This window comes from Allobosea sp. CRIB-10 (assembly GCF_900112185.1).
In the GTDB taxonomy this organism is placed as follows: Bacteria; Pseudomonadota; Alphaproteobacteria; order Rhizobiales; family Beijerinckiaceae; genus Allobosea.
On sequence record NZ_FOKP01000011.1, the window covers coordinates 38207 to 58142 of the forward strand.

The following is a 19936-nucleotide window of genomic DNA, read 5'->3' on the forward strand; positions in this document are numbered from 1 at the left end:
GGCGAGGGGCGTGAACCGATCTCAATATCTCGACCTTGCCGAAAGGGCTCGGGAGCCCTCTCCCGGAACGGGGGAGGGTTGGGAGGGGGCAGAGCCGACGCTGATTGATCATGGCGCCGGCCCCCTCTCCATCTCTCCCCCGTTCCGGGAGAGAGGGCCTGTTGCGGTTCCGGAGCTGCGTCGAGGCAAGCCATGACCCCGGCCGGCTGGACCATTCCCGAGCAGACGCGGCGCAACCAGGCGCTGGCGGCCGAGCCTGAGCTCAGCGCCTGGGTCTCGGCCAATGCCGGCTCGGGCAAGACCCATGTGCTGGTCAATCGCGTGCTGCGCCTGCTGCTCGACGGCGTCGCGCCCGGCCGGATGCTCTGCATCACCTATACCAAGGCCGCCGCCGCCAACATGTCGAACCGGGTCTTCCGGGCGCTCTCGGTCTGGGCGGTGGCCTCCGACTCGGTGCTCTGGGCGGCTTTGTCGGCGCTGACCGGCCAATTGCCGGCGGCGAGCGACATCAGCAGGGCGCGGCGCCTGTTCGCGCAGGCGCTGGAGACACCGGGCGGCCTCAAGATCGAGACGATCCACGCCTTCTGCACCCGCGTGCTGCAGAGCGCGCCCTTCGAGGCCAATGTCCCGCCGCGCTTCGAGGTTGCCGACGACCTCGCCCAGGACGAGCTGATGCGCGATGCCAGGCGCGATCTGCTCGCTGCCGCCGTGGCTTATCCGGAAGGGCCGCAGGCGCGGGCGCTGCGTTTCATGGCCGAGCATGCCGCGCAGGACACTTTTGACCAGATCATGCGCGAGGCGCTGCACCAGCGCGCCGTGTTCAGCGATGCCGAAGGCCGAGCGCGGCGGCCGGAAGAGATCGTCGCCGGGCTCAGCGCCTTCCTCGGCATCGCAGCGGAACTGACGGCGGAAACGGTGCGCGAGCACTTCCAGCGCGACCTGACTGTTGTCCCCGACCTCGATCGGCTCATCGCCGCCTTCGAGGCCGGCAGCGCGACGCGCGTCAAGGCAGCCGCCGCGATCCGGCTCGCGCTCTCGGACGCCCCCGGCATCGATCCCGTCGCCGCCTGCCGCGCCGGCCTGCTCACGGCCGAAGGCAACGTCGCCCAGCATGTCCGCGGCAAGGGCAACAGCGCCCTGCCGGCCGATCTCGACGCGGCGCTCGATGCGCTCGCCGCCTGTCTGACCGCCGCCATCGACCAGCTCAACGCCATCACCGTGCGCGAGCGCAGCGCGGCGCTGGCCGTGCTGGTCACGCATATCCTTTCCGCCTATCGCCGCCTGAAGGCGCAGCGCTCGCTGCTCGATTATGACGACCTGATCGCGAAGACCCGCTCCTTGCTCGACCGGGTCGATCCGGCCTGGGCGCTCTACAAGCTCGATGCCGGCATCGACCACATCCTGCTCGACGAAGCCCAGGACACCAGCGAGGCGCAATGGGCGATCCTGCGTCGCCTTTCCGAGGAGTTCTCGGCCGGAGAGGGCGCGCGCGAGCAGGTGCGGCCGCGCACCGTCTTCGTCGTTGGCGACGAGAAGCAGTCGATCTACGGCTTCCAGGGCGCGGCTCCCGCCCATTTCAGCGAGGAAAGACGGTTGCTCGGTCGGCGCCTCCAGGACGCCGGGCAGCGCTTCGAGCCGATCAGCCTCACGACCTCCTTCCGCTCGGCGCCCGACATCATGCGTGCCGTCGATGCGGTGTTCGCGCCGCAGGAGCACTGGCGCGGCCTCGTCTTCGACGGCGGCGCCGGGCCCGAGCGCCACGACACGGTCAGGCGCGCCTCGATCGGCGCGGTCGATCTCTGGCCGGTCTCGGCCGACGATGCCGGCGACAAGCCCGATGCCTGGACCGCGCCGGTCGATGCGCCCGAGCGGCGCTCCGGCCTGGTCAAGCTCGCCGCCCGCATCGCCGATGTGCTGAAGCGCTGGAGCGAGGCTGGCCGCGACGATATCGGCCGCCCTTTCAAGCCGGGCGACGTGATGATCCTGCTGCGCCAGCGCGGCGCGCTGTTCGAGGCGATCGTCAAGGCGCTGAAGGATCGCGAAGTGCCGGTTGCCGGCCGCGACCGCCTGACGCTCGCCGACCATCCGGCGGTCGAGGACCTCGTCGCGCTCGGGCGCGCCATCCTGCTGCCGCAGAACGATCTCTCGCTGGCGATCACGCTGAAGACGCCGCTCTTCGGCCTCGACGACGAAGACCTGATGCGGCTCGCGCCGGAGCGGAAGGGCTCGCTGCGCGAGGCGTTCCGGCAGGCCGCCCAGACCGAGCCGCGCTATGCCGCGATCGAGGCGCGCCTGACCGAACTCGCCGAGGAGGCCGGCCGCTGCGGCCCGTTCCGCTTCTTCGCAAACTTGCTAGGCCCCAGTGGCGGCCGCAATCTCGCTCTCGCCCGGCTCGGCCCGGAAGCGGGCGATGCGCTCGATGCCTTCCTGAGCGCCGCGCTCGACCATGAGCGGCGCTATGGCCCCTCGCTCGCCGGTTTCCTGCACCATATCGGCGCGGTCGCGACGCAGGTTAAGCGCGATCTCTCGGCCAGCGCCGGCGAGGTCCGGGTGATGACGGTGCACGGCTCGAAGGGGCTGGAGGCGCCGGTCGTCATCCTCGCCGATCTCGGCCTCGCCCCTGGCGAGCGGCGTTTGCCGAAGCTGATGGCGGTCGCGCCGCCGCGCGGCGCGCAGGTGCCGGTCTGGCCGAGCAAGCGGGCCGACGACCCCGCGGCGATGCGGCGCGCCAAGGACGCTATCGTCGCGCAGATGGTCGAGGAGCATCACCGCCTGCTCTATGTCGCGCTGACCCGCGCCGAGGAGCGCCTGATCCTCTGCGGCGTGCAGGCCAAGGGCGAGGCGCCGGAGGGCTCCTGGTACGCCATGGCAGAGCTCGGCCTCGCCGGTTCCGAGCCCTGGCTGCGCGATGTTCCGGCGCCGGATGGCGACGGCGAGGTCCGCCGCTTCATGGTCTCGCAGCCAGGAGAGGCGGCCGCCGAGGAAACCATCGCAATACGGGCTGCGGCGGTGCTGCCGGACTGGCTTGCCCGCCCCGCACCGGAGGAGTCCGAGCCGGCGCCGCCCTTGCGCCCGTCGAGCGCGTTGTCGGCTGCCGATGCGCAGGAGCGTCCGCATGACGGGCCATTCCTCGCCAATGCCGCCGCGGCCGGCCGGCTTGCGCATCTGTTGCTGCAGGTCCTTCCCGAGGTGCCGCCGGAACGACGCGCCAGTACTGCGCGGGCGCTGGCGGAGGCGCGTGGCGGCTCGCTGCCGGAGGAGCGTCGCACCAGGATCGTCGACGACGCGCTCGCGCTGATCGCAGCGCCGGAGTTCGGCGGGTTGTTCGGCCCGGGCAGCCTGGCCGAGGTGCCGCTGGCCGGCGAGATCACGTTGGCGGATGGCGGCCGGCGCCCGGTGCAGGGCCGGATCGACCGGCTCGCCGTCGGCGATCGCGAAGTGCTGATCGCCGATTTCAAGACGGCAGCCCGCCCGCCACAGGACGCCGCTGCATTGCCGACTTCGACCTTGGCGCAGCTCGCGGTCTATCGCCGGCTGATCGGCGAGATCTATCCCGGCCGGCGCGTCCGCGCGGTCGCGATCTACACGGCGAGCCTGAAGCCGCTCGAGCCGTCGCCGGAACTGCTCGACGCAGCTCTGGCGAAAATGGCCACTCCGTCATTGCGAGCGTAGCGAAGCAATCCAGGAGGTTTGCGCCACGTCCGCTGGATTGCGTCGTCGCGACGCTCCTCGCAATGACGACAAGGGCCGCGACCTATCATCAGTGGAAGCACGGCTGCCCCGCTTCACCGGAGGGTGAGCCAGCCTTGACCCTGCGGCTGCCCGTTCATAGCTTCAGCGACGAATGGCGGCGTTGTTGCCGCACTGAGAATCGAAAGGCGAAAAAGCCATGGCGACGACCAAAGTGACCGATGCGAGCTTCGAAGCCGACGTGCTGAAGTCCGCTGAGCCGGTGGTGGTGGACTTCTGGGCCGAGTGGTGCGGCCCCTGCCGGATGATCGGCCCGGCCCTCGAGGAGATCGCCGGCGAGCTCGACGGCAAGGTCAAGATCGTCAAGATGAACGTCGACGAGAACCAGCAGATCCCGGCTCAGTTCGGCATCCGCTCGATCCCGACGCTGATGCTGTTCAAGGACGGCAAGCTGGCGTCGCAGAAGGTCGGCGCCGCCCCCAAGAGCGACCTGTCGCGCTGGATTTCGGCCGCGGTCTGATCCGACGGTCGCAGAATCAAGAAGGCCCGCCCTCGTCGAGGGCGGGCCTTCTTCGTTTCAGACTATGCGCGGGTCACTTCGAGCGGTTGTCGAGCGCCCAGGCGCCGGGGCCGGCGAAGACCAGGTAGAAGAAGACGAAGCAGAACAGCAGCGCAGGCTCGCCGCCGTTCAGGAGCGGATAGAAGCTCTTCGGGCCGTGGGCGATCCAGTAGGCGAACGCCATCAAGCCCGAGAGGATGAAGGCGACAGGCCGGGTGAGGAAGCCGATGGCGATCAGCGCGCCACCGACGACTTCGAGGACAGCGGCGTACCAGGTGAGAGCAAAGGCGGCCGGCATGCCCCAGGACGGAGGCTGCGGAAAGCCGAACAGCTTCTGGGTGCCGTGCGTCAGGAACGTCAGCGCGGTGACGACGCGCAGCAGCGCGAGCGCCTGCGGCGCATAGCGATTCAGGGAGTTGAGAGCCTGCATGGGCGGGTTGCCTTCCGTCCGGTTTCGAATTGGAAAAATTTGCTAAGTGATTGGCTTTGCTGGCGAAGAAGTCTGCTTCATCACTCCGCGCTTGTCCCTGTGCAAGGAAGCTCGATCAAGTCACGTTTTCGTTTGCAGTGCAGCAAAACCGCCGCGCGGCAAATCCGCAACAGCGACGGGCTTCGTTCACCATCGCGGACAATTCGCCGGAATCGGGCTTAACCACCCCTTAAAAGCGCCATGTTTGAATCCTGTCTGGGAAATCGCCGGGCTGCGGATCGCAGGGCGGCGGCGGGGCCTGAACGGGGCGGGATGAACGACCGGTCGAAACGAGGCGGTGAGCGGCGCGAGCCGTCCTTCGAGCGTGCGCGCGACGATTACGAGCGCGACGACGGCGATCTGCGCCTGTCGGCCGAGGACCGCCCCTATCGCGGAGGAGCAAACCGGGTGGCACCGCGCCAGCAACCGCGCCGCCAGCAGAACGAGCGCAGCAACAAGGGTGGCCGCAAGCCGCGCCGCAAGCGCGGCTCCTTCCTCGGCCGCATCTTCTACTGGGGCGTCGTCATGGGGCTGTGGGCGGTGCTCGCCGTCGGCGGCGTCGTCGCCTATCACGCCGCGCAATTGCCGCCGATCGACCAGCTCACCGTGCCGAAGCGGCCGCCGAACATCGCGATCCTCGCGGCCGACGGCTCGCTGCTCGCCAATCGCGGCGAGACCGGCGGGCGCACCATCACGATCGGCGAGGTGCCGCCCTATCTGCCGAAGGCCTTCGTCGCGATCGAGGACCGGCGCTTCTACGACCATTTCGGCATCGATCCGATCGGCCTGACCCGCGCCGTCGTCAACAATGTGACCAAGCGCGGCGGCGTGCAGGGCGGCTCGACCCTGACCCAGCAGCTCGCCAAGAACCTGTTCCTGACCCAGGAGCGCACGGCCGCGCGCAAGATCCAGGAGGCGATCCTCTCGCTCTGGCTGGAGCGGACCTACAGCAAGGACCAGATCCTCGAGCTCTATCTCAACCGCGTCTATTTCGGCTCGGGCGCTTATGGCGTCGAGGCGGCGGCGCAGCGCTATTTCAACAAGTCGGCGCGTTCGGTCACGATCGCCGAGGCGGCGATGCTGGCCGGCCTCGTCCAGGCGCCCTCGCGCCTTGCGCCCAATCGCAATCCCGAGGCGGCCGAGAAGCGCGCCCAGCTGGTGATCTCGGCGATGGCCGAGCAGGGGCTGATCTCGCAATCGGCGGCCAAGACCGCGCTCGGCGCGCCGGCCGAGGTGCCGGAGCGCGTCGGGGCCGGCTCGGTCAACTACGCCGCCGACTATGTCATGGACGTGCTCGACGACTTCATCGGCGCGATCGAGGGCGACGTCACCGTGCTGACCACGATCGACACCAGGCTGCAGAGCTCGGCCGAGACGATCCTGGTCGAGGGGCTCGCGGCGCAGGGCGCCAAGCTCAACGCCTCGCAGGGTGCGGTGGTCTCGCTGGCGCCGGACGGGGCGATCCGCGCTTTGATCGGCGGGCGCGACTACACCAAGAGCCAGTTCAACCGCGCCACGGCCGCGCATCGCCAGCCGGGCTCGTCCTTCAAGCCTTTCGTCTATCTCACCGCGCTCGAGAAGGGCCTGACGCCGGATACGATCCGCGACGATTCGCCGGTCTCGATCAAGGGCTGGGAGCCGGAGAACTATTCGCGGACCTTCCGCGGCCCGGTCACGCTGCAGACCGCCTTCGCCCATTCGCTCAACACGGTCGTGGCGCGCCTGATCCAGGAGGTGACGCCGCGCGAGGTCGTGCGCACGGCCCAGCGCCTCGGCATCAACTCGTCGCTGCAGGCTAATCCGTCGCTGTCGCTCGGCACATCCGAGGTGACGCCGCTGGAAATGACCGCCGCCTATGCGACCTTCGCCAATGGCGGCCAGTCGGTGCTCCCCTATGTCATCCGCGAGGTCAAATCGACCAACGGCAAGCTCGTCTACGCCCGCAAGGCCAACAATTTCGGCCCGGTGATCCAGCCGCAGACGCTCTCGATGATGAATTCCATGTTCCACGCGGTGATGACCGGCGGCACCGGCAGCAAGGTCAACATTCCCGGCTGGGAGGTCGGCGGCAAGTCGGGCACGACGCAGGACTACCGTGACGCCTGGTTCGTCGGCTTCACCGGGCGCCTCGTCACGGCGGTCTGGGTCGGCAATGACGACAATTCGACGATGAAGCGCGTCACCGGCGCCGGCCTGCCGGCCGAGATCTGGGGCAAATACATGAAGGCGGCCCATGCGGGCCAGCAGCCGGTGCAATTGCCGGGCGGGCTCTGGCAATCGGCGCCGAAGTCGATCTTCGATGGCGGCGAGCCGGTCGCGGGCGTCGCGCCCTCGCCGCGCAACCAGCAGGCCGCCTCGGGCGACCGCGCCTGGACGCCCCCGGCGCCGCAGGAGAAGAACTTCTTCGAGCGCTTGTTCGGCGGCTGACGCCTTACGTCCCGCGCGGCTTGGCGCGGGTCGTCGGCGCCGCCGCGGCGGGATCGTCGGGCCAGGGATGGCGCGGATAGCGCCCTTTCATCTCGCTTTTCACCGCAGCCCAGGAGCCCTGCCAGAAGCCGGGCAGATCGCGGGTCACCTGGATCGGCCGCTGCGCCGGCGAGAGCAACTCCAGCACCAGCGGCACCCGCCCGCCGGCGAGCGAAGGGTGTTGCGCCAGCCCGTAGAGCTCCTGCACGCGGACCGAGATCGTCGGTCCCGCCTCGGCGCCATAGTCGACGGCGAGTTGCGAGCCGGTCGGCGCCGTAAAATGCGTCGGTGCCTCCACGTCGAGCCGCCGCTTCAGCTCCCAGGGCAGCAGGGTCGACAGCGCCGCGTCGAGATCGCCCGGCGTGATTGCCGCGATCGAACTGCGCCCGACAATATGCGGCGCGAGCCAGTCCGCGGCCGTCTCGGTGAGGCCGGTATCGGAGAGATCGGGCCAGCCGGCATCCGCACCCTCCGCCGCACGCAGAAAAGCGACGCGCTCGCGCAATTGCGCCTGTGCTTTGCTCCAGGGCAGCGTCTCGATGCCGATGGTGGCAATGCCCCTCGCCAGAACCTCCGCATTCTCCTGGGACGACCCGACCGGCAAAGGCCGCTCGGCCAGCACCAGCGAGCCGTATTTCCGGGCGGCGCGAGCCCGCAATGCCCTTGCCTGCCGGTCGAACACGGTCTCGTTGCGCTCGGACAGGCCGATCCGGATCAGCCCGGAAGCGGCGAGCGCCGCGATTTCGGCCTCGCTGATTGCGACGGCGCTGAGGATGCGGGCCTGCTGGGCGCTTCCGGTCATCTCGCCGATGACGAGATAGGGCTCGCGCCCCAGCCTCTGGCCGGGTTCGAGTGCCGCGCCACGGCCATTGGCGAGCAGATACTGCCCGGAGCCGGGCTGGCGTGCCTTGGCGACGCGGTCGGGGAAGGCGAGACCGAGCAGGAAGCCGAGCGAGAGCAGCTGCTCCGCGCCAGCCTTCACCTTGCTCGCCGCTTGCCTCGCCCAGCCTTCGGCGAGGCGGCGCATGTCGCCGGCGCGGCCGCCGCGCTCGCGCCCGAAGCGCTCCAGCCGCTCGGAAAGATCGATCGCATCGCCGCCAAGCCCGCGCTCGACGAGCAATGCCGCCAGCAAGGCCGCCGGCTCGGCCTGGCGGTGATGCGCTGCGCCGACGACCATATGCGCCAGCCGCGGCGGCAGCGGCAGGCCCTGCAGCGCCTTGCCGTCTTCGGTGATCCGCCCGTCCGGACCCAGCGCATCGAGGTCGCCCAGCAGCGCCCGCGCCTCCTTCAGCGCCGGTGCCGGCGGCGGATCGAGGAAGGCGAGCGTGGTCGGATCGGAGACGCCCCAGGCAGCGCAGTCGAGCAGGAGCGGAGCAAGGTCGGCCGAGAGGATTTCGGGCCGGGCGAAGGCGTCGAGCGCGCCGTTCGCCGCTTCCTCCCAGAGCCGGTAGCAGATGCCGGGCTCGGTACGCCCCGCGCGGCCGCGGCGTTGGTCGCAGGCCGCCCGGCTGGCGCGCTGGGTGACGAGGCGGGTGACGCCGATATCGGGCTCGTAGAGCGGCACGCGGGCAAGCCCGGAATCGATCACGACCCGCACGCCCTCGATCGTCAGCGAGGTCTCGGCGATCGAGGTCGCCAGCACGACCTTGCGCCTGCCCTTCGGCGCCGGCAGCACGGCGCGGTCCTGCTCGGCCTGGTCGAGCGCGCCATAGAGCGGCGCGATCTCGATGGCGGGATCGCGGATTTTCTCACGCAGCCGCTCCTCGACGCGCCGGATCTCACCCTGGCCGGGCAGGAAGACCAGCAGGGAACCGGCCTGCTCGTTCAGCGCCTGCAGCACGGCCTCGCTGATCTGGTCCTCGATCCGCTTCAGCGGGTCGCGGCCGAGATAGCGCGTCTCCACGGGATAAGCGCGGCCCTCGCTCTCGATCACCTCGGCATCGCCGAGGAGCCTGGCGACGCGCGCGCCGTCGAGCGTCGCCGACATCACCAGGATGCGCAGGTCCTCGCGCAGGCCGGCCTGTGCGTCGAGCGCCAGCGCCAGCCCGAGATCGGCATCGAGCGAGCGCTCGTGGAACTCGTCGAACAGCACGGCGGCGATGCCGTCGAGCGCAGGATCGTCGAGGATCATCCTTGCGAAGACGCCTTCGGTGACGACCTCGATTCGCGTCTTCGGCCCGATCTTCGAGCCGAGCCGGACGCGCAGGCCGACCGTCTCGCCGACGCGCTCGCCTAGCGTCTGCGCCATGCGATTGGCCGCGCCGCGCGCCGCCAGCCGCCGCGGCTCCAGCACGATCAGCTTGCCGCCCTTGCCACCATTTTGCGCCCAGGGCTCGTCGAGCAGCGCGAGCGGCACGCGCGTCGTCTTGCCGGCGCCGGGCGGGGCGACCAGCACGGCGTTCGGCTTCTCGCGCAGGGAAGCGGCGAGAGCGTCGAGAACCGCGTCGATCGGGAGGGCTGTGTCGAAGGCGCGCATGCGCCTGCGATGTGGCGCAGGCGGCGGCGCGGTGCAAGTCGGCTCAGGCCGCCTGCCGCAATCCGACCTCGAACGGCGTCATGCTGACCGCGCCGGCCTTGACCGAAACCAGCGTGTTGCAGGGCAGGGCCTGCCAGCAGTCACGGGCGGCGTCGACCGGCTCGGAGGCGATCACCACCGCATCGCCGCGATCGCAGACATAGAGCGTCGGCGGCTTCGGATCGGATGACCAGCGCACAGCATGGATCGTCTCGCCATCGGCGAGGGCGGCGGCGCAGCGCAGGGGTTCCCTGACGCCGGTCTCCTGCATCAGCGCGAGCGCGTCGCCGAGCGCACCCGCCAACGCGTCGCCCGGCGCGGCGCCCTCGGCGATGCGCGCCAGCGCCAGCAGGAACAGGGCTTCGGAATCGGTGGTGCCGACGCGGGCGTCATAGAGCGCATCGGGGATCAGGCTTTCGAGCCTACGCTTGATCACGGCATAGCCGCCGATCTGGCCGTTATGCATGAAGAGATGCCGGCCATGGACGAAGGGGTGGCAGTTCGCCCGCGTCGAGGCCGTGCCGGTGGCGGCGCGCACATGCGCGAAGAACAGATGCGAGCGCACAAGGCGGGCGATCGAGAGCAGGTTCTCGTCCGACCAGGCCGGCCTGATCTCGCGGTACTGGCCGGGCTCGGCCCGCTCGCCATACCAGCCGACGCCGAAGCCGTCGCCATTGGTGCCGGTCTTGGCCTCCTCAGCGTGCAGCGACTGGTGGATCAGCGAATGGCAGGGCGAGGCGATGAAGTCCTCGAGGAAGACCGGAGCGCCGGCATAGGCGAGGAAACGGCACATGGTGGTCCCGAATCAGCCGCGGGCGAGATGCCGCAGGAGAAGATTATTCCATGAGAATGAATGCCGGCATAATGGTGGCGATAGCCCGGTTGTCGCTCCCATGGCCTTGCTATAACCGTCGCTGGAATGGGGTTAGGACGACGTCCCGCGGCAAGCGGGCAGGCAAAGGGGCTGATTTGATGCTGATGAAGCTTGCCGGCGTGGCGGTCCTGTTCGCTCTTGTGCCCCAGGCCGCCTTCGCCGCCGGCGATATCGGCGGCGCGACCATGGGCGTCGCCTGGGCCCTGCCCTTCGCCGGAATGCTGCTCTCGATCGCGCTCGGGCCGATCCTATTCCCGCATTTCTGGGAGCTGAACTACGGCAAGTTCGCGGCGTTCTGGGCCGTGCTGGTGGTGGTCCCGCTCGTCCTGTTCCGTGGCTTCGATCCGGCACTCGGCGCCTTGCTCCACACCGGGCTGCTCGAATACGTCCCTTTCATCATCCTGCTCTTCGCGCTGTTCACCATTGCCGGCGGCATTCTGATCACCGGCAATCTGCATGGCACGCCGCTGACGAACACCGTGCTCCTTGCGATCGGGACGCTGATGGCGAGCTTCGTCGGCACCACCGGCGCCTCGATCATCATGATCCGCCCGGTCCTGCGGGCGAATGACGACCGGCGCTTCAACGTCCATGTCGTCGTCTTCTTCATTTTCCTGGTCTCGAACATCGGCGGATCGCTGACGCCGCTCGGCGACCCGCCGCTCTTCCTCGGTTTCCTGCGCGGCGTCTCCTTCTTCTGGACCACGACGCATCTGCTGCCGGAGACGCTGTTCGCGGTCGCCGTCCTGCTCGCTCTGTTCTACGCGCTCGACAGCTGGTTCTTCCGCAAGGAGGAGAATTTCCCGCCGCTGCGCGACCCGACGCCGGACCGGGCGATCAAGCTGTTCGGCAAGGTCAACATCCTGCTGCTCGGCGGCGTCATCCTCGCCATCCTGATGTCGGCGAACTGGAAGCCGGGCGTCGTCTTCGACATCCATGGCGTCCATGTCGAACTGCAGAACGTCGTGCGCGACCTTGTGCTGCTTGGGCTGGCAGGACTGTCGCTCGTGCTGACGCCGAAGCCGGTGCGCGCCGGCAACGAGTTCAGCTGGGGGCCGATCAAGGAGGTCGCCAAGCTCTTCGCCGGCATCTTCGCCTGCATCATTCCGGTGCTGGCGATGCTGCAGGCCGGCCGGAACGGCGCCTTCGCGCCGCTGGTCGCCCTCGTCAGCAATCCTGACGGCAGTGCCAACAACGTCGCCTATTTCTGGCTGACCGGCGGCCTGTCGTCCTTCCTCGACAATGCGCCGACCTATCTGGTCTTCTTCGAGCTCGCCGGTGGCAATGCGCAGGCTTTGATGACGACCGGTGCCCTGACGCTGACCGCGATCTCGGCCGGCGCCGTGTTCATGGGCGCCAACACCTATATCGGCAACGCGCCGAACTTCATGGTCTACGCCATCGCCAAGGACCGGAAGGTCGCGATGCCGAGCTTTTTCGGCTACATGCTCTGGTCGGGTGCGATCCTGGTCCCGCTCTTCCTGCTGCAAACGCTGATCTTCTTTCGCTGAGGCGCGCGGCCAACGGCATGGACACTGGTCGGATGCGCGCCTAAACGGGCGGCGTCCGAAGGAAGCCCCGATGCCCCTGCGCCCCGATACGCTGGCGATGACCGCCGTCCTCGCCATGCTGACGGCGCTCGGCCCGCTGTCTACCGATTTCTATCTGCCCTCGCTGCCCGAGATCGCACGGGTGATGGGCACCGACTTCGCCGGCGCGCAGGCGACGCTCTCGGCCTTCCTGTTCGGCTATGCCGCCGGCCAGATCATCTGGGGCCCGCTCTCGGACCGGCTCGGCCGCAAGCCGGTGCTGATGATCGGGCTCGGCCTGTTCATTCTGACGACGCTCGCCTGCGCCTTCGCGCCCTCGATCGAGGCGCTGATCGGTGCCCGTTTCGCCCAGGCGCTCGGCGCCTCCGGGCCGATCGTGCTCGGCCGCGCCATGGTGCGCGATCTCTATGAGGGGCCGCGCGCCGGCCGCGAGCTCGCCCGCATGGGCATGATCATGGGGCTGGTGCCGGCGATCGCGCCGGTGCTCGGCGGCCTGCTGCAAAATGCCTTCGGCTGGCGCTCGACCTTCCTGGCGTCGCTGGTCTTCGCGCTCGCCATGCTCGCCATCATCGTGACGATCATGCCGGAGACGCTGCGCCAGCGCTCGCCGGACGGCCTGTCGCTTCCCGCGATCCTGCGCGGCTACCGGTTGCTGCTTCGGAACCGCGCCTATCGGGTCTATGTCGCCCTGACCTCGCTGGCCTATGCCGGCCTCTTCGCCTTCATCTCCGGCTCGTCCTATGTGCTGATGGGGGTCTACGGCCTGTCGGCGCCGGCCTATGGCCTGTCCTTCGGCTGCGCCGTGCTCGGCTTCATCCTCGGCACGATCATCGCGCAGCGCCTTGTCGGTCGCCGCGGCCTCGACGGTGTGATCGGGCTCGGCGTGATCTGCCTTGCCGCTGGCGGCCTCGCCATGCTGGCCGGCATCGCCACCGGTTTTGGCGGAGCGGCCGGCGTGGTCGGGCCGATGGCGCTCTATGCCTGCGGCGTCGGCCTGACCATGCCGCAGGCGCAGGCCTCGGCGATGATGCCTTTCCCGGACCGGGCCGGCGCGGCCTCGTCCCTGACCGGCCTGTGCCAGATGCTGCTCGCGGCCTGCGTCGGCCTGCTGGTCGGCCATCTGCTCAAGGGCAGCGCGCTGCCGCTTCCGATCGTGATGTCGCTGATCGGCGTAACGACGCTGATCCTCTTCCATGCCAGCGCAGCGATTCGCGCCGGCAAGGTCTGAGCGTCAGTTTCCCATCCGGTCGCGCCATTGCCGCTCGCCCTGCATGCAGGAGACGCGCTGTCCCTTGGCCTGCGCGTTCTGGATCAGGGTCTCAGGCCCCGCAGGCATCTCGGCGATCTCGCGCACCAGCTTGGTCCTGGTCGCGTCGACGAACTGATGGCGCTCGCGGATCGGAATGACGAAGGCGCCGACGCCGGTCACGACGCAGTCCTCGTAGTAGACGTCGAGATTGTCGATGTCGAAATAGCTCGCCTGCTTCAGCATCACCGGCAGCCCGTTGATGGCGATGCCTTTGTCGCGGGCAGCGTCGCGGGCGGCCGTCACCGGGCGCCCGTCATTGTTGGCGCCGTCGCCGGAGATGTCGATGACGCGGCGCATCGGCGTGACATTGCTGGCTTCGAGCAGCGAGACGGCGAGGTCGATCGCGCCGGAGATCGAGGTGCGCCGCCCCCGTCGCGTCGGCGCTTCGCCGAGTTCCTCGGCGAAGGCGATCGCCGATTGCGGGGTCTCGATGATCGTCCAGGGGCGGACGATGTGCTGGAAGTCGCCGCCCGCCCATTCGAAATAGGTGACGGCGATCTTGCCGATCGCGCCTTTTGCGATGGCTTCGTGCAGCTGCTTCGAGCGGAAGGCCTCGATATAGCCGTTGCGCTGCAGAGCGAGCTCGTCGAGATCCATCGAATAGGAGACATCGACCGCCAGCACGAGCGCGACGTCGACCTCCTCGGGTGGCGTCGCCGCTTGCTGGGCATCGGGCGCCGAGGCGGGCCAAGCGCCAGCGGCAGCAAGACAAAAGAGACCGAACAGCCAGCGCCGCATCGAAACCTCCGTCATCTGTCGTCGAAGCGTGACGCCGAAAGAAGACGGGTTTCGGGCGAAGGCAGGCTTCAAACGAATGTCATTGAAGTCTGCGCCCGGTTTCGATTCGCGCAAAGCACGAAAACGCGAGTATCAGTCGCAAAAATGGGCATCGGTCTGCGCGAGCCGTTAGCTCGCAGGGATTAGTCGCGCCGGCGATCCTCGACGATGGCGAGCGCGGCCTGGAAGGCTTCCTCGACGCCGAGCGCTGAGGTGTCGAGCTGCACCGCATCCTCCGCCGCCTTAAGCGGCGCGTCGCCGCGGCCCGAATCCCTGGCGTCGCGGCGGCGGATATCGGCCAGGATGCCGTCGAAGGTGGCGGTCTCGCCCCGCCCCGCCAGCTCCTTGTGCCGGCGCGCGGCGCGGACTTCCGGCGTCGCGGTGACGAAGAGCTTCACGGTCGCGTCCGGGCAGATCACCGTGCCGATGTCGCGCCCGTCGAGTACGGCGCCGCCATCGGCCGCGGCAAAGCGGCGCTGTCGATCGATCAAAGCGCGCCGGACCGCGGGGATCGCCGCCACCACCGAGGCGGCCTCGCCGATCTCGCGGCCACGCAAGCGCGATTCGTCGATTGCCGTATCGTCGAAGCCGGCCGCGCTCGCGGCGGCGGCCCCGACATCGTCGAGCGGCTCGCCGGCATCGAGCATGGTGCGGGCGACCATGCGGTAGAGCAGGCCGGTGTCGAGATAGGGCAGGCCGTAATGCGCGGCGAGCCGGCGCGCCAGCGTGCCCTTGCCGGAGGCGGCCGGCCCGTCGACGGCGATGACCAGCCGGGCGGCCTGCTGGATCGGAGCGGCTGTCGGCTGGCTTGCTGGCACGATTCCCGTCTTTCTTCAGTGCTATCGAGAAGGCAGAGTTCTAAAGCACGGGGTGCGCCGATGCGAAGCGGTTTTACAGCCGATGCCGCAGGCTCGCGCCGCGACCAAATCAATATTTGACAGGGACGCTTTGCCCGACTAACGGACGCCCCTGCTTTTTATGAACTCTGTCCGAACTTGAAGGTCCGACGCCGTGGCGAAACCGGAACTTGGTACCAAGCGCGTTTGCCCGGTCACGGGCCGCAAATTCTACGATCTCGACAAGGATCCGATCGTCTCGCCCTATACCGGTCAGTCCTATCCGCGCTCGCTGTTCGAGCCGCAGGCCAAGGCTGCCGCTCCGGCGCCGAAGCCGGCGGATGACGAGGACGAGACTGAGGCCGCCGACGGCGCGGTCGAGCTCGTCTCGCTCGACGACGCCGATGCCGAGGCTGCCGAGAAGGAGCCGGTGGTCACCAGCGACGACGACATCGAGATCGAGGATGACGGCGTCGCCGGCGATGACGACGACACCTTCCTGGAAGAGGACGAGGAAGGCGACGACGACGTCTCCGACCTGATCGATGGCGACATCGAGGGCGACGAGGACGTCTGAGCGGCGCCAAAGTCGGGTCGGATCGCGCTCCTGAAAAAAGCGCGACGATAACGTGACATCAGTGCTTGTGTCTTGGCGCAAGCTTGCCTATAGAGCGCTTCGTCGCTGCGGCGACGAGCGCAGACCGCCTCGAAAGAGCCTTCGGTCAGCGACGATTTCCCGGCCTTTCCCCAAGAAGGCCGGTCAAGTGGGGCCATAGCTCAGTTGGGAGAGCGCTTGAATGGCATTCAAGAGGTCGGCGGTTCGATTCCGCCTGGCTCCACCAAATCCTCCCCGAGTGGGAAGCCTCATTAATCTGAATAGGGTAGCCGGAGTGGGCGCTGAAGTGCGTACCCGCTTGCGAACCCATTCGCGTACCCGGCGGCGTCTCCTCAACAACTGCAAAAAAGGGGCGCCTGAAGCGCCCCCCTTGTCGGCTCTCGAGAAGATCTAGGCGAAGATGTCCGCTTTCGCCTTCAGGGTGCCCTCCCGTAGGGCTCGATACACCAGCGAGCCGGTCTCTTTTGGACCGCCCAGGGTGATGGTACCGGACTGGCTCCGTTTGGCGCCCACTGTCAGCCAGTGCTCGCCGCGCGTCCAATCGACAGTTGCGAGCTTCGCCGCCGCAACACGCGCAAACGCGGTCTCGAGGTCGGCGGGCTGTACGTCGTTCTCGAACTTATCGCCTGCCAAGCCAGTGTACGCGTCGTGACCGAGCGCGCCGATAGCGCACCACACCGAGGGGGAGGAGGCGAAGGTCTGCGCCCGCTCCTCTGGCAGAATAGCTCCGTTCAAAGCGTCTACCGCCGCCTTGAACCAAATCACCGACGCGGTCCGCATGGGTTCAACGAGACCATCGTCGATTGCGACCGGCTTCGTCTGGTTCTGGATGCCGTTGATCCCCTCCATGAAGCACACGACGCTGGCGCGGAGCGCGGAGATGGTCACCACCTCCTGATCATGGGCGCTGAGCTGCCGCTTCTGCCGGTTCACCTTGCCCGTCAACTGGGACACCTGACGTTCGACATACTTGGCCAGTTGGGTCGCGTCATCGCGGTTGTCCATGCCGATGGCGAGGCTGGTGGTCACCTTGACACCGAGGCGGTTGCAGTCGGCGAAAATCTGCTCTGCGGCGGCCAGCGGCGTCGCATGCTTGATCACCACCTTGATCTTCTCCTTGTCGAAGAGACCCGGCTCCAAGCCATCCGCGAGGTTGCGAGCGGTTGTCTGCGTGTCGCCATCGATAGCGACGAACTTGAGTTCATGCGGCACTAGTGCCCACGCGAAGCCGCTGTTCGCATCGACTTCGACCCGCAGCTCCTTCGCGGTGTATAAGACAATCTGGGGCGTGAACCCCTCGCGGGTCTTGACCATCTCGATCATGTAGCGCGCGTACTGCTCGACGTTCTTCCGCTTCGCGCCTGTGACGAGTCGCTGGACCTGGGCGCGGAGGTGGGCTGTCCCTGCCAGCTCGGGATTGTACTTCGCGAGTTGCCCTTCGAGCCGACGTGGATCAGGCACCAGCGCCTTGAAGAGGCCGTGGGTAAGGACGCCCTGAAATTCCGTTGGGCTGACGACGTTGCCGAAAATGGGGAAGCCCTCGTGGAGAGGGGGGTCAGGCAGAGTGACTTGCATACGGGTGCTCCTTTGGCACGGCTTGAACCGCGACGCCGGAAGAACTAGCTTAGACCTACCGACCCCGGCTTTGCTGAGCTGGGGAAGGGTGGTGGAGATGGAGGGACTTGCACCCTCGGGGCGTCGGCTGGACAACCTGGCCCCGCACTTGCCATCCCCAGATCACAGAACTCGTGAGGCTAGTCCTTGCGTCGCACCCGCTCTCGACCTCGAGGGCGGGTGTTTTCGTTCGTAGCACCCCTCGACCTGGGTACAAGCCCTCGAGTGGCACTTTATCGTCTAGAGTGGTAACTCGACTAACTCGAGGATTTACCTGAGTTGCAGGAAGGAAGGCGCAAGCGGGGTCGCGGCGATTTCGCGAAAAAATTCGTGGCGCCTCGACGCAGCATGAACGCGCACTTTTCCCCCCGTGCCCCGACCTACGAGCAATGCTGTAACGGAGCATGGCGTACGCCCGCCGCCGGCCCGATTAGAAGGGCCTTGCATAACCACCAAACGTCCTTTCCCAGACATTCACTGACGACCAGAGCCGGCTCTGCTTGAAGCCGGTTTTCTGTTTTGTCTTGCGCTGTTCCGCGCCGGGCTTCGTTGCCAGTCGGCCAGCAACATCTTTCACTGAGGCGGTCGCGACCGAGCGCTCAACGACATACGGCGCTCTGTCCGCGCATGGTGCAGGTCGAGGTAAGGCGCTCATCGGCTGACGGTGCGTAGGTCGCCGCGCCATTCGACGGCACATAGGTCGATCCATCGCTTTGCATTGGATCGACGCCCGCCGACATGCCGGTGGCGGCACAACCGGCCAACAACATGCAGCACACAGCCACGAAGAATTTTGTCATAAAGAACTCCCAACCGGCGTGATCCTGCCGGGATGCCTGAGCGAAGTCACCTGCAGCCCGTCCCATCCGGAGATTTTGATCTGCCCCATTCCCAAGGCGCAGTCTTTGGTCGATGCCTTGCCGCGTGCACCCTGCCCTCTCTGGCGCGTACGCGTCCACAATGGGAAGGTCCTTTTGAATTTCCGACACAATGAGGGATGATAATCCCATAAAAGCAATGGCACTCAATCTGTTTGTTTCAATCCGGGCCCAGGTGCTCCGCCCAGATAGTGGGATAACGGCTGAATAATAATCTCCCGAGCAAACCGTTCTTTTTAAAAAACACTTCTCTTGACCATATGTGTCACCCAACGCCATCGTAAATGAACGGGGACGCTACTTGCGTACGCCCTCAGATCATTCATTCGCTTCATGCGAGGTGCGCGATGTCCAATGCCGGCCGCCAGCTCACGCTCAACCTGTTCATCTATCCCGGCGGCCATCACGAGGCCGCCTGGCGCTATAGGGAGTCGGAACCGGAGCGGGTACTCGACATCCGCTATTATCAGGAGCTGGCGCGGAAGGCGGAGGCCGCGAAGTTCGATGCGGTCTTCCTCGCCGACGGGCCGTCTTTGGCGGAGAATGTCCGGTATTCCTCCCGGGTTCGCCTGGAGCCGGTGACCTGGCTGACCGCCATCGCGGCGGCCACCGAGACCATCGGCCTGATCGGCACGGCCTCGACCACCTATAACGAGCCCTACAACCTGGCCCGGCTCTTCGCCTCGCTCGATCATATCAGCGGCGGCCGCGCCGGCTGGAACATCGTCACCACAGGCGATGCCGGGGCCGCCCATAATTTCGGCCTGCCCGAGCATCCGCCGCATGGCGAACGCTATGAGAAGGCCCGCGAATTCCTCGATGTCGTCACCAGGCTCTGGGACAGCTGGGAGGACGACGCGCTCGTCGCCGACCCCCGGAGCGGCGTCTTCGCCGATGCCGGCAAAGTCCATCGCATCGACCATGTCGGCAAGCACTACCGGGTGCGCGGACCCCTCAACGTCTCGCGCTCGCCGCAGGGGAGGCCAGTCTATGTCCAGGCCGGCTCCTCCGAGGATGGCCGCTCCTTCGCGGCGCAGTTCGCCGAGGCGATCTTCACCGCGCACCAGACGCTTGGAAGCGCGCAGGAGTTCTATGCCGACATCAAGACCCGTGCGGTCGCCCTCGGCCGCCGGCCGGACCACCTGCGCATCCTCCCGGGGATCAGCCCCTTCCTCGGCTCGACGCAGGCCGAGGCGAAACGGTTGGAAGAGGAGATCGACGAGCTGATCCAGCCGGCAGCATCGCTCGACCAGCTCAAGCGCATGATCGGCGTCGATCTCGGCGGCTATGATCTCGACGGGCCCGTGCCGCGCCAGATCATCGACATCAACGGGCCCAAGGGATTGGCGAGCCGCTTCCAGCTCGTCGTCGACATCGTCGACCGCGAGAACCCGACGATCCGCCAGCTGATCCGGCGCCTCGCCGGAGCGCGCGGCCATCGCGTCGTCGTCGGCACGCCCGAGCATGTCGCGAACGAGATCCAGAGCTGGTTCGAGCAGGGCGCGGCCGACGGCTTCAACGTCATGCCGCCCTGGCTGACCGGCGGCTTCGACAGCTTCGTCGCCGAAGTCGTGCCGATCCTGCGCAAGCGCGGCCTGTTCAGGCAGGATTATTCCGGCACGACGCTGCGCGACCATTACGGCCTGCCGCGCCCGGACAGCCTCTTCGCCGCGGAGCAGCGCAGGAGCGCCTGAAGCGCCGGGCTTCGCACCGACCTTCCCCATGCGTGATGCGACGCGGGCTTAGCCCGTGGACGAGGACGCATGCCCATCGAGGACACCAG

Annotated in this window: 14 protein-coding genes and 1 tRNA gene; 8 read left to right on the forward strand and 7 right to left on the reverse strand. The window is 67.6% G+C overall.

Annotation, left to right across the window (positions count from 1 at the left end):
* The first annotated feature begins 192 nt into the window (after positions 1–192).
* A complete protein-coding gene (gene addA / locus BMZ69_RS15190; RefSeq protein ID WP_092157977.1) occupies positions 193–3672 on the forward strand; it encodes a double-strand break repair helicase AddA in 3480 nt (1159 codons plus the stop codon).
* 217 nt (positions 3673–3889) lie between these two features.
* Entirely contained in the window at positions 3890–4210 is a 321-nt protein-coding gene (gene trxA, locus BMZ69_RS15195; protein WP_091835207.1) for a thioredoxin, read from the forward strand.
* A 73-nt stretch (positions 4211–4283) separates the two neighbouring features.
* On the opposite strand, the gene BMZ69_RS15200 is transcribed toward trxA, so the two are convergent.
* On the reverse strand, positions 4284–4679 hold the full coding sequence (locus BMZ69_RS15200; RefSeq protein WP_092157979.1) for a DoxX family protein: 396 nt from the start codon (positions 4677–4679) through the stop codon (positions 4284–4286).
* 312 nt (positions 4680–4991) lie between these two features.
* On the opposite strand from BMZ69_RS15200, the gene BMZ69_RS15205 reads away from it, so the two are divergent.
* Positions 4992–7145 (forward strand): transglycosylase domain-containing protein, encoded by a 2154-nt coding sequence (locus tag BMZ69_RS15205; RefSeq protein WP_092157981.1) that lies wholly within the window; start codon positions 4992–4994, stop codon positions 7143–7145.
* Positions 7146–7149: 4 nt separating this feature from the next.
* Here the strand turns inward: BMZ69_RS15205 and hrpB are convergent, their stop codons facing one another.
* A complete protein-coding gene (gene hrpB / locus BMZ69_RS15210) occupies positions 7150–9660 on the reverse strand; it encodes an ATP-dependent helicase HrpB (protein ID WP_092157983.1) in 2511 nt (836 codons plus the stop codon).
* A 43-nt stretch (positions 9661–9703) separates the two neighbouring features.
* A complete protein-coding gene (locus BMZ69_RS15215) occupies positions 9704–10492 on the reverse strand; it encodes a class II glutamine amidotransferase (RefSeq protein WP_092157985.1) in 789 nt (262 codons plus the stop codon).
* 185 nt (positions 10493–10677) lie between these two features.
* Between BMZ69_RS15215 and BMZ69_RS15220 the strand changes: the two genes are divergently transcribed.
* Both BMZ69_RS15220 and BMZ69_RS15225 read left to right on the forward strand, forming a co-directional pair.
* Complete coding sequence (locus BMZ69_RS15220; RefSeq protein ID WP_092158218.1) at positions 10678–12084, forward strand: sodium:proton antiporter; 1407 nt, start codon at positions 10678–10680, stop codon at positions 12082–12084.
* Positions 12085–12154: 70 nt separating this feature from the next.
* The gene (locus tag BMZ69_RS15225) at positions 12155–13351 is read left to right on the forward strand and encodes a multidrug effflux MFS transporter (protein WP_092157987.1); all 1197 of its coding nucleotides are present in this window, start codon (positions 12155–12157) and stop codon (positions 13349–13351) included.
* 3 nt (positions 13352–13354) lie between these two features.
* Here BMZ69_RS15225 and BMZ69_RS15230 read toward each other — a convergent pair whose 3' ends face one another.
* Complete coding sequence (locus BMZ69_RS15230; protein WP_092158220.1) at positions 13355–14170, reverse strand: DUF1194 domain-containing protein; 816 nt, start codon at positions 14168–14170, stop codon at positions 13355–13357.
* 182 nt (positions 14171–14352) lie between these two features.
* Positions 14353–14979: a (d)CMP kinase gene (gene cmk / locus BMZ69_RS15235; protein ID WP_092158222.1), complete on the reverse strand. Its 627-nt coding sequence runs from the start codon at positions 14977–14979 to the stop codon at positions 14353–14355.
* A gap of 241 nt (positions 14980–15220) precedes the next feature.
* Between cmk and BMZ69_RS15240 the strand changes: the two genes are divergently transcribed.
* Positions 15221–15622, forward strand: a complete 402-nt coding sequence (locus BMZ69_RS15240) for a TIGR02300 family protein (protein WP_092157989.1) — start codon at positions 15221–15223, stop codon at positions 15620–15622.
* A 189-nt stretch (positions 15623–15811) separates the two neighbouring features.
* A tRNA-Ala gene (locus BMZ69_RS15245) sits at positions 15812–15887 on the forward strand.
* Between the two features lie 164 nt (positions 15888–16051).
* On the opposite strand, the gene BMZ69_RS15250 is transcribed toward BMZ69_RS15245, so the two are convergent.
* On the reverse strand, positions 16052–17236 hold the full coding sequence (locus BMZ69_RS15250) for a DNA sulfur modification protein DndB (RefSeq protein ID WP_092157991.1): 1185 nt from the start codon (positions 17234–17236) through the stop codon (positions 16052–16054).
* A gap of 638 nt (positions 17237–17874) precedes the next feature.
* Positions 17875–18075, reverse strand: coding sequence for a hypothetical protein (locus BMZ69_RS31155; RefSeq protein WP_139219060.1), 201 nt, complete (start codon positions 18073–18075; stop codon positions 17875–17877).
* 425 nt (positions 18076–18500) lie between these two features.
* On the opposite strand from BMZ69_RS31155, the gene BMZ69_RS15255 reads away from it, so the two are divergent.
* Positions 18501–19847: an LLM class flavin-dependent oxidoreductase gene (locus tag BMZ69_RS15255; protein ID WP_092157993.1), complete on the forward strand. Its 1347-nt coding sequence runs from the start codon at positions 18501–18503 to the stop codon at positions 19845–19847.
* Positions 19848–19936: the final 89 nt, after the last annotated feature.